The organism is Stenotrophomonas sp. PA-6-5C, from assembly GCF_021605635.1.
GTDB classification, from domain to species: Bacteria; Pseudomonadota; Gammaproteobacteria; order Xanthomonadales; family Xanthomonadaceae; genus Stenotrophomonas; species Stenotrophomonas lactitubi.
Genome location: NZ_WKEE01000042.1, coordinates 38,276 through 48,928, shown reverse-complemented (window position 1 = coordinate 48,928; position 10,653 = coordinate 38,276). Strand labels below are relative to the sequence as shown.

Annotated in this window: 9 protein-coding genes; all 9 read left to right on the top strand. The window is 67.5% G+C overall.

Features of this window, described 5'->3' with window-relative positions:
- The first annotated feature begins 4 nt into the window (after positions 1 to 4).
- Entirely contained in the window at positions 5 to 2,581 is a 2,577-nt protein-coding gene (locus tag GIW57_RS17120; protein ID WP_236512079.1) for a TonB-dependent receptor, read from the top strand.
- A gap of 52 nt (positions 2,582 to 2,633) precedes the next feature.
- A complete protein-coding gene (msuE, locus tag GIW57_RS17115) occupies positions 2,634 to 3,215 on the top strand; it encodes an FMN reductase (protein WP_236512077.1) in 582 nt (193 codons plus the stop codon).
- Positions 3,216 to 3,218: 3 nt separating this feature from the next.
- A complete protein-coding gene (locus GIW57_RS17110) occupies positions 3,219 to 4,244 on the top strand; it encodes an LLM class flavin-dependent oxidoreductase (RefSeq protein WP_236512075.1) in 1,026 nt (341 codons plus the stop codon).
- A 166-nt stretch (positions 4,245 to 4,410) separates the two neighbouring features.
- Complete coding sequence (locus tag GIW57_RS17105) at positions 4,411 to 4,773, top strand: DUF3088 family protein (RefSeq protein ID WP_089240600.1); 363 nt, start codon at positions 4,411 to 4,413, stop codon at positions 4,771 to 4,773.
- A gap of 14 nt (positions 4,774 to 4,787) precedes the next feature.
- Positions 4,788 to 5,765, top strand: coding sequence for an LLM class flavin-dependent oxidoreductase (locus GIW57_RS17100; RefSeq protein WP_236512073.1), 978 nt, complete (start codon positions 4,788 to 4,790; stop codon positions 5,763 to 5,765).
- A gap of 16 nt (positions 5,766 to 5,781) precedes the next feature.
- Complete coding sequence (locus GIW57_RS17095) at positions 5,782 to 7,125, top strand: LLM class flavin-dependent oxidoreductase (RefSeq protein WP_236512071.1); 1,344 nt, start codon at positions 5,782 to 5,784, stop codon at positions 7,123 to 7,125.
- Positions 7,126 to 7,129: 4 nt separating this feature from the next.
- Positions 7,130 to 8,350, top strand: a complete 1,221-nt coding sequence (locus GIW57_RS17090; RefSeq protein ID WP_236512070.1) for a M20 aminoacylase family protein — start codon at positions 7,130 to 7,132, stop codon at positions 8,348 to 8,350.
- Complete coding sequence (locus GIW57_RS17085; protein WP_236512069.1) at positions 8,347 to 8,907, top strand: GNAT family N-acetyltransferase; 561 nt, start codon at positions 8,347 to 8,349, stop codon at positions 8,905 to 8,907. Before GIW57_RS17090 ends, GIW57_RS17085 begins: the two co-directional genes overlap by 4 nt.
- Positions 8,904 to 10,646, top strand: a complete 1,743-nt coding sequence (locus GIW57_RS23810; RefSeq protein WP_100465143.1) for an amino acid ABC transporter permease/ATP-binding protein — start codon at positions 8,904 to 8,906, stop codon at positions 10,644 to 10,646. Before GIW57_RS17085 ends, GIW57_RS23810 begins: the two co-directional genes overlap by 4 nt.
- The last annotated feature ends 7 nt before the right edge of the window (positions 10,647 to 10,653 follow it).

Sequence of the window (10,653 nt, the reverse complement as noted above, 5' to 3'; positions counted from 1 at the left end):
CCCCATGCCTGCTGCCCACATTCCTGCGCTGTCCACGCTCTCCCTTCTGATTGCGGCCGCCCTGGCCGCTGCCCCGGCGTATGCGGCTGATGCCGATGCGCCGTCGGCGACCACTGCCACTTCTGCGAACCTTGCCGCGTCCACGCTGGATGCGGTGGTGGTGACCGGTTCGCGTACCAGCACGCGCACGGTGAAGAACAGCTCGACACCGATCGACGTGATTTCCGCCGAGGACCTGGCGGCTACCGGCCAGGCCAGCTTGCTTGAAGCCCTGCAGCGCAGCCTGCCGTCGCTCAGCCAGATCGGCGGCTACCAGAGCGACCAGGAAAGCCTGATCCGCGGCTACCAGCTGCGCAACCTGTCGCCGGGTTACACGCTGGTGCTGGTGAACGGCAAGCGCCGCAACGCCAGTGCGTACGTCAGTGGCGCCAACGGCGGCGGCTATCCGGGCCACGCCTGGGCCGATCTGGCGCTGATTCCGGTATCGGCCATTGACCACGTGGAAGTACTGCGTGACGGCGCTTCGGCCATCTACGGTTCGGACGCGATCACCGGGGTGATCAACGTGATCCTGAAATCGCAGGCGCACGGTGGCGATGTGTCGGTGGAGAGCGGGCAGAGCACCGATGGCGACGGCAGCCGCACCAGCGTGCGCGCCAACATCGGTCTGCCCTGGGGCGAGGATGGCTTCATCAACCTGTCCGGCGAGAGCACGCGCCAGCACCATGCGATCCGCACGCGACGCTATATCGATGGCTACCTGAGCTATCCGGCGGTGGACGGCAACGGCAACCTGGTGGCGCTGCGACCGAACAACCGGCTGCCGGCCGGGGCGTCGCCGAACCCGGCCGAGGCCGGACGCGATGCCGAGGCCAACATCATCCTCAGCTCGCCGTCGTACGCGTTGAAGGCTTTCGCGGTGAACGTGGGCCATGGGCTGGGCGAGAACGCGCAGTTCTACGCCAATGCCACCGCCAGCGACCGCACCGCGCAGGCGATCCAGAATTTCCGGCTGCCGGCGACGATCTTCACCACCTACAGGGCGCCGGGCGTGCTGAGCGTGTTTCCCGACGGCTTCCTGCCGGTGCTGGAAACCAAGGAGAAACAGTACACCGGCACGGCCGGGGTGAAGGGCCAGGTTGCCGGCTGGGACTACGACGTCAGCCTGACCGGCAACCGCAACACGGTGCGTACCTACACCCGCAATTCGGTGAACTACTCGCTGCCGTACCCTGGCTCGCCCACTGACTTCTACGACGGTAAGCTGGACTACCAGCAGGGCATCGCCAACCTCGACCTGCGTCGCAGCTTCGAGGTGGCGGCCTTCGCCTCGCCGCTGGAAGTGAGTGCCGGTGCCGAGTACCAGCACGAGCAGTACGAGCGCGGGGCAGGGCAGTGGGAGTCGTACACCGGCTTCGGTGCGGCCGCCTTCGTGGGCTATTCCACCGCCGATGCGGTGAAGGCCACCCGCAACAGCAAGGCGGTGTACGCAGGTGCAGCGACCAACATCACCTCGCGCTGGTACCTGGATGCGGCCGCGCGCTGGGAAGACCATTCCGACTTCGGCACGGTGTCGACCGGTCGGCTGACCACGCGCTTCGACTTCACCGATGCGCTGGGCGTGCGTGCCACGGTCAGCAACGGCTTCCACGCGCCGAGCCTGGGCGCCCAGTTCTACCAGGCCACCGGCAGCTGCCCGTGCGGTACCACGCTGGTGGCGCAGGTCGCTTCGCCGGCAGCGGTGGCGCTGGGCGCCACGCCGCTGAAGCCGGAGAAGGCCACCAACTACAGCCTCGGCGTGACCTGGGACCCGAGCCCGGCCTTCCATCTGGCGGTGGATGCCTACCAGATCGACATCCGCGGCCAGCTCGGCCAGTCCAGCCAGATCGGCTACAACGCGCAGGATCCGGCGCGGGTGACCGACAACAGCGGCACCGTGCTGACCGCCGCGCAGAAGAACACGATTGATGCGCTGCTGGGTACGGCCGGCATCAGCATCCTGCCCGGTGATGCGTTCTACGCCAGCTATTTCACCAACGTGGGCGACACCCGCACGCGCGGTGTGGAGCTGACCCTGGAAGCGAACCAGGAAACGCAGTGGGGCAAGCTGCGCTGGACCTACGCGGCCAACGTAGGCCGCACCACCATCCAGAAGGTGAGCGCGATTCCGCAGGCGCTGCAGGGGCTGCCGAACATCAACCTGCTGACCAAGTCGAGCGAGTACGCACTGCGCTTCCGCACGCCGTCGTACACGCAGGTGGCGGGGCTCGGCTGGCAGAACGGGCGCTGGCGCTCGAACGTGGACTTCACCTACTACGGCCCGATCAAGCGCCTGAACAACGGCGTGGAGTACAAGCAGCCGCCGGTGCTGGTGACCAATCTGTCCGGTGGGGTGGAACTTGGCGCGGGTTGGAGCGCGGCGCTGGGCATCAACAACCTGTTCGACAAGCGCACCCGCAAGGTGCCCGCGTACGCACGCAGCGCCACCGACGTGGCCAGCATCGAGACCACCTGGGACAGCGGTGATGTGCTGAGCAACGTCGGCACGTTCTGGTACGGGCGCGTCAACTACCGGTTCTGAGGTTCATGCAACACGCAGCCGAGCGTGGCTCGGCGCTACATGGGAGCGTTTCATGTCATCTGCATTGAATGTGGTTGCGTTGATTGGTTCGCCGACGGCATCGGCCAACTCGCGCACGTTGCTGCTGGTGCGGCATCTGCTGGACGAGCTGCGCGAGCGGGTGAACATCAGCGTGGAGCTGGTCGAGCTGGCGCCGATCGCGCGCTCGCTGGGGCAGTCGCTGCAGCGTAGTGAAGTGGAGCCGCAGGTGGAGCGCGCGCTGGCCACGATCGAATCGGCGCAGCTGCTGGTAGCGGCCACGCCGGTGTATCGCGGGTCCTATCCGGGCCTGTTCAAGCACCTGATCGACTTCATTGAACTGGACGCGCTGGTGGATACGCCGGTGCTGCTGGCCGCCACCGGTGGCAGCGAGCGCCACGCGCTGGTGATCGACCATCAGCTGCGGCCGCTCTTCAGCTTCCTGCAGGCGCATACGTTGCCGATCGGGGTGTATGCCACGCCGGCCGACTTCGACGGCGACCGCATCAACAGTGCTGCACTGCAGGCGCGCATCCAACTGGCGGCCGAGCGTGCAGCTGGGCACCTGGCGCCACTGGCGGCGGCGCTGCCCGCGCCGCTGCGCAGGATCGCCTAGGACGTGGCGGTGCAGCTGCGGCACCTGGCGTTCCTCACGCCCGGAAGCTATCTACCGGAACAACCCCGCGCGGGCCTGGACGCGACGCTGGCGTTGATCGCGTTTGCCGAACAGCTGGGCTATGACGGCGCGTGGGTGCGCCACCGCCACCTGGAACCGGGCATCAGCTCGGCAGCGGTGTTCCTGGCGGCGGCCAGCCAGCACACCACCCGCATCGAGCTGGGCAGTGCAGTGATCCAGCTGGGCTACGAAACACCTTTCCGCCTGGCCGAGGATCTGTCGTTGCTGGATGCGCTGGCCGGTGGCCGGCTGCAGGTGGGCGTCAGTACCGGCGCGCCGCCACACGGGGAACTGGTTGGGCCACTGCTGTACGACAGCGACCCTGCGCACATCGACTTTTCCCATGGCCGGGTGGCGCGGTTGCTGGAAGCGCTACGTGGTGAGCCATTGGGTGCCGCCGATGCCGAGGTCGGCAATGCCGCCACGCGCTATCGTCCGCGACTGCAGCCGCATGCGCCGGGGCTGGTGGACCGGGTCTGGTATGGCGCTGGCTCTCTGCAGTCGGCGCGTTCGGCGGGGGAGCAGGGGCTGCATCTGCTGCTGGGCAACGTCAACCGCGCCGAGCTGAGTGATGACTTCTTCGGTGCGCAGCTGCAGCACCTGCAGGCCTATCGCGCGGCATTGCCGTTGGACCGCCCGCGCCGTGTGGCGGTGGGGCGGGTGCTGGTGCCCACCGATGGTGTGGATGCGGCCACGCGGCAGAGGATCGAGGCCTTCAGTGCGCAGCGGCATGCGCGCACTCTGGCCCCGCAAGGGCCACGTCGCACCATGTTCGCACCCGACGTGGTCGGCAGCACCGCGCAGATCATCGCGCGGTTGCAGGCCGATCCGCTGCTGCAGCAGGTGGACGAGCTTCGCGTGGAGCTGCCCTATGAGCTGCCCGAGCAGGACTACCGGCGCATCCTCAGCACGGTGATCGAGGACATCGCGCCGGCACTGGGCTGGCGCGCGCCCGCGCAAGCGGCGTGACGCTACCAGCGCCCATAACGGCCAGCAGTCTGCTTATTGCCAACCTGCATCTGCATGGCCGGATCCGACCGTGGATTGTCGAGTTCTGGCGCTGGCATCCGGCCTTCCTTCTCTAGCATCGATATCGAAGCGGCAGTGCATTGCCGGCCCCTACGAGGACGATTCCGTGGCTGTAGACGCAACCCACAAACCCATCCTGTTCCTGCTGGACCGCGAGTTCGAGGACGGCCAGTTGCCCGGACAACGCTTCTTCTGCCGGCACAGCCTGCTGCTGGAAGGGGCGCTGTCGAGCATCGACGGCCTCGACGCGCAACTGGATGTGCGCCGCATCGGTTTCAGCCGGCCGCGCCGCGAGGTGATCGCCGAGATCGGCGAGCAGGACCAGTCGCTGCCGAAGCTGGTGCTGCCGCAGGGTGTGGTCAATGAACACGCCAGTGGTGAGTACCAGCAGCGCCAGTACATCTCCGGTGCCGAGCCGATCCTGGCGGCACTGAACGGCCTGCTGGGCATTCCCGTGGCCCATCCCTGAGCGAGGACGTGACGATGAGCTACCTCACCAGCGTGTTGGACAAGAGCCCAGTGGCCGACGGCAGCACGCCGGAACAGGCGCTGCGCAACAGCCTGCAACTGGCGCAGCGTGCCGAGCAGCTGGGCTATCACCGTTACTGGTTTGCCGAGCACCACGCGGCGCCGACGCTGGCCAGCCCGTCACCGGAAGTACTGGCGGCGTGGGTGCTGGCGCAGACCCGGCGCATCCGCATCGGCAGTGGCGGGGTGATGCTGCGCCACTACGCACCGTACAAGGTGGCCGAGAACTTCAACCTGCTGGCGGCACTGGCGCCGGGGCGCGTGGATCTGGGCGTGGGCAAGGCACCGGGCGGTCTGCCGGCATCGACTGCCGCACTGGCCGCCGGTCGCCCGGCATTCGCCGATTTCGACCAGCAGCTGCGCGACCTGGAAGGATATCTGTCCGATGCGCAGGCGGATGCGCAGGCGCGGCCGATTCCACAGACGTCGCCGGAGCGCTTCCTGCTTGGCGCTAGCCCGCAGAGCGCGCGGCAGGCTGCGGAACTGGGCTGGCGCTTCGTGTATGCCGCGCACTTCGACGGTGACCCGAAGCACATCGAGGCCGCCTTCGAGGCGTATCGCACGGTGTCCGCGCACGCCCCGTTGCTGGCAACGGTGGCCTTCGCCGCGCCCACCAGCGAGGCCGCTGCGCGCCATATCGGCGCGCTGCGGGTCTACAAGCTGCACCTGGGCCCCGGACAGACGGTGAACCTGCCCAGCCCCGAGGCCGCTGCCGAGTACGCACGGCAGGTGGGTGTCACTGATTTCCGCGTCGAAGAAACACGCCCCAGCGTGCTCTCTGGCGACGCGCAGCACGTACGCAGCGAGCTGGATGCGCTGCATCGACGCTTCGGCGTGGGTGAATTCATCCTCGACGCGCCGGTGGCCGACCTCGACGCACGCCTGACGTCCCTTGAACTGCTGTCGCCCGCTCCCCGCGCGGCGGTGGCCTGACTGCTGGAGCGACCCCATGAGCACGACCCCGCGTCCCATCCCGTTCGGCATCATGCTGCAGGGCCCCGGCAGCCACATGCATGCCTGGAAGCATCCGTCCAACGCGCCCGATGCCAGCGTCAACCTGGGTTATTACATCGATATCGCGCGTACCGCCGAGGACAACGGCATCGCCTTCGGCTTCGTTGCTGACGGCCTGTACATCAACGAGAAATCGATCCCGCATTTCCTCAACCGCTTCGAGCCGATCTCGCTGCTGTCGGCACTGGCGACGGCAACGAAGAAGATCGGTCTGGCTGGCACGCTCTCCACCTCGTACAGCGATCCGTTCACCGTGGCCCGCCAGTTCGCCTCGCTGGACCTGCTCAGCGGTGGCCGTGCCGGCTGGAACGTGGTGACCTCGCCGCTGGAAGGTTCGGGCCGCAACTACGGCCGCCCGCATCCCGAACACGCACTGCGTTACCAGATTGCCGATGAGTACCTTGAGGTGGTGCAGGGCCTCTGGGATTCGTGGGATGACGATGCGTTCGTGCGCGACCGCGACAGCGGCACGTTCTTTGCGCCGGAGAAGTTCCGCCGCCTCGACCACAAGGGCCGCTTCTTCCAGGTGGAAGGGCCCCTCAACATCCAGCGCTCGCCGCAGGGGCAGCCGGTGATCTTCCAGGCCGGTTCGTCCGACGATGGCATTGCGCTGGCCGGCAAGTATGCCGATGCGGTGTTCACCCACGCGCCGTCGCTGGAGGAGACCCGTGCATTCACCCAGAAGGTGAAGAACTCGGCGATCGCCCATGGCCGCAGCGCCGGTGACGTCAAGATCTTCCCGGGCATCGGCCCGATCGTCGGACGTACGGCGGAAGAAGCCGAAGCCAAGTACCAGGCAATTGCTGCGCTGGCCGGGCTGGACGATGCATTGGCGTATCTCGGCCGCTTCTTCGACCACCACGACTTCAGCCAGTACGACCCGGATGCGCCGTTCCCGGAGCTGGGCGATATCGGTGCCAATTCCTTCCGCTCCACCACTGACCGCATCAAGCAGGACGCACGCGAGCAAGGCCTGAGCCTGCGCCAGGTGGCACTGCAAGCGGTCAGCCCGCGGCCGAATTTCATCGGCACGCCGGAGCATGTGGCCGAGGAGCTGATCCGCTGGTTCGACGCCGGTGCCAGCGACGGCTTCATCCTCGGCTTCGCCGCGCAGCGCGAAGGCCTGGATGATTTCGTAACGCTGGTGCTGCCGCTGCTGGAAGCACGCGGTTACCACCGCAGCGAGCTGGAAGGACAGACCCTGCGCGACCACCTTGGCCTGCCACGCAAGGCGAGCCGCTATGCGCCCGACGCCGAGCCGGCGCGGAAGGTGGGATAAGGCGATGAGCGGAGATACCTCGGTAGCGCCGGGCCATGCCCGGCGGAGTTCGCCGGCAACGGGCGTACTGCCCGAGATCGCGGCACGTGCCGACGAGGCCATCGCGATCCGCCATGACCTGCACCAGCACCCGGAACTGGCCTTCGAAGAGCACCGCACCAGTGCCCGTGTGGCGGAACTGCTGCAGCAATGGGGCTACGCGGTCAGCACCGGCATCGGTGGCACCGGCGTGGTCGGTACGCTGCAGCGCGGACAGGGCAGTCGCCGGTTGGGCCTGCGCGCCGACATCGATGCGCTGCCGATCCATGAAGAATCCGGGCTGGCCTATGCCAGCCAGCGCGAAGGCCTGATGCACGCCTGCGGCCACGATGGCCACACCGCCATCCTGCTCTCGGCCGCCCACTACCTGGCGCATCACGGGCGATTCGATGGCACGTTGCAGCTGGTGTTCCAGCCGGCCGAGGAAACCGGGTCGGGTGCTTCGAAGATGATCGCCGATGGCCTGTTCGAGCGCTTCCCGGTCGATGCCATCTATGGCCTGCACAACTGGCCGGGTGTGCCGGTGGGACACTTCGGCTTCGTCGACGGACCGGCGATGGCGTCGGTGGACTGGGCGCGGCTGCGGGTGATCGGCAAGGGTGGCCACGGCGCCGAGCCGCAGGGCAGCGTCGACCCGATCCTGGCCGCTGCACACATCATCACCGCGCTGCAGAGCGTGGTGTCGCGCAATGTCGATCCGCGGCAGATGGGCGTGGTCACCGTGGGTTCGATCCATGGTGGGCAGGCCGCCAACGTGATTCCCGATGTGGTCGAGCTGAAGCTGACCGTGCGTGCGTACCTGCCGGAGGTGCGCGATACGCTGCGTCGGCGGGTCACCGACATTGCCGAGAAGACCGCCGCCGCGTTTGGTGCGCGCGCCGAGATCGAATTCCCGCGCGGCTTCCCCAGCGTGATCAACCACCCCGAGCAGACGGCCTACATCCGCGAGGTGGCGGTGCAGGGCTTCGGTGCAGGGCAGGTGGTGGACGCCTTCGCACCGCGTACCGCCAGCGAGGACTTCGCCTTCCTGCTGCAGGCGCGGCCGGGCAGTTTCGTGTTCGTCGGCAACGGTGACAGCGCGCCGCTGCACAGCCCGCGCTATGTGTTCAACGATGCGGCCATCGCCCCCGCGGCCAGTCTATGGGCGCGCCTGGCCGAGCACTACCTGGTGGAGGACATGGCATGAGCGTGCGGTACGACAATGATCGCTTCCTTTACACCACGGTGGATGACCCGTTGGCGCGGCCGTTGTTCGATGGCCTGGAACAGGAATACGACAACCGCTACGCGGACGTACGCCGGCGCATCGGCGGCAGCGCCCGCGAAGAGCTGCAGCGCTACCCCGCGGAGGCCTTCGCGGCCCCGGTGGGTGCGTTCGTGCTGCTGCTGCGCGATGGTGTAGCAATCTCCGGCGGCGCGTTCATGCCGCATCGCGACGACGATACCGCCGAGTTCAAGCGGATCTGGACGCTGCCTGGTCTGCGCCGGCAGGGCATCGCCCGTCGCGTACTGCAGGAACTGGAAGACCAGGCCGCGCGGCAGGGCTATCGGCGCGTCTTCCTGACCACCGGCTTCCGCCAGCCGGAGGCGGTTGGCCTGTACCTCAGCCACGGCTACACCGCGCTGTTCGACCTGGACGCAGACCCGGAAACCATCGCGCATCTGCCGTTCGAAAAACAGCTGGTGCCGCAGCCGCAGGTGGGCATCGCGCCCGATATCGCACTGCACGGAGCGGTGGCATGAGTACGCCGTCCACCGCAATCGAAGGCATTCCCCGCCAGCCGGCCACGGCGCTGAAGATCGTGCCGGCACGGCACCCGCTGCAAGTGATCGGTACGGTGCTGGCACTCGCGCTGATCCTGATCGGGCTGCAGTCGGTGCTGGGCAACCCGCGCTGGGGCTGGGGCACGTTCGCCGAATGGTTCTTCGCCCGCCCGGTACTGGAAGGACTGGGGCGGACCCTGCTGCTGACAGCGCTCGGTACCGGCCTCGGCTTCGCGCTGGGCACCCTGCTGGCCTTGGCCCGCGTCTCCGGTTCACCGCTGCTGTCGGCGGTGTCGTGGGGCTACGTGTGGCTGTTCCGTTCGATTCCGCTGCTGGTGCTGTTGCTGCTGCTGAACAACCTGGGCTACCTGTACAGCACCATCGAACTGGGCGTGCCGTTCACCGGCATCAGCCTGTTCTCGTACCCGACCACGCAGTTGATCGGCGTGTTTACTGCGGCGGTACTCGGCCTCACCTTGAACCAGGCGGCATTCTCGGCGGAGGTGATCCGTGGCGGCATCCTGTCGGTCGACCACGGCCAGTACGAAGCGGCCGCCGCGTTGGGCCTTCCGCGCGGTCGCCAGGTGCGCCGCATCATCCTGCCGCAGGCGATGCGTTCGATCCTGCCGGCGGCGTTCAATGATGTGATCGGGCTGGCCAAGAGCACCTCCGTGGTTTACGTGCTGGCGCTGCCGGAGTTGTTCTACACCGTGCAGGTGATCTACCGCCGCAACCTGGAGGTGGTGCCGCTGCTGATGGTGGCCACGGTCTGGTACCTGGTGATCCTGACGGTGCTGTCGCTGCTGCAACGGCGGGTGGAGCAGCGTTTCGCCCGCGGCCAGCTGCAGCATGAGCGCAACGTGTCGCGGGTACCGTCGACGCCACCGCGTCCCGTAGCGCCGCCCAGCGCACGCGTACCCAGTCGCGCGGCCTTTGCCGTGCCGATCGAGGCGGGCACGGGCGCCGCCGTTTCATTGCAGGGTGTGGGCAAGGCCTTCGGCGAGCAGACGGTGCTGGATGACGTGCACCTGGAACTGAAGGCGGGCAGCGTGACCGTGCTGATCGGTCCGTCCGGTGCCGGCAAGTCCACGCTGCTGCGGCTGATCAATCATCTTGAACGCGCTGACAGTGGCTTCGTAACGGTGGGCGGCCAGCTGATCGGTTACCGCCGCGACGGCGACACCTTGTACGAGCTGCCGGAAAGCGAGATCCGCCGGCGCCGCGCCGAAGTCGGCATGGTGTTCCAGGGCTTCAACCTGTTCCCGCACATGACCGCGCTGGAGAACATCATCGAAGCGCCCATCGCGGTACGCGGCATATCGCGCGCCCAGGCCGAGCAGCAGGCGCGCACGCTGCTGGAGCGGGTGGGGTTGGCCGACAAGGCCGATGCCTTCCCGCGCCAGCTGTCCGGCGGTCAGCAGCAGCGCGTGGCCATTGCCCGTGCGCTGGCGCTGCAGCCGAAGGTGCTGCTGTTCGACGAGCCGACCTCCGCGCTGGACCCGGAGCTGGTGTCGGAGGTGCTGAGCGTGATCGAGGAGCTGGCCAGTTCCGGCACCACGCTGGTGATCGTCACCCACGAACTGGGCTTCGCCCGCCGTGTGGCCGACCACGTGGTGATGATGGACCAGGGCCGGGTGATCGAGCAGGGCACGCCGGACGCGCTGTTTGAGCACCCGCGCCAGCAACGCACCGCCGATTTCCTCGCCAAGACCCTGTAACCCCTTT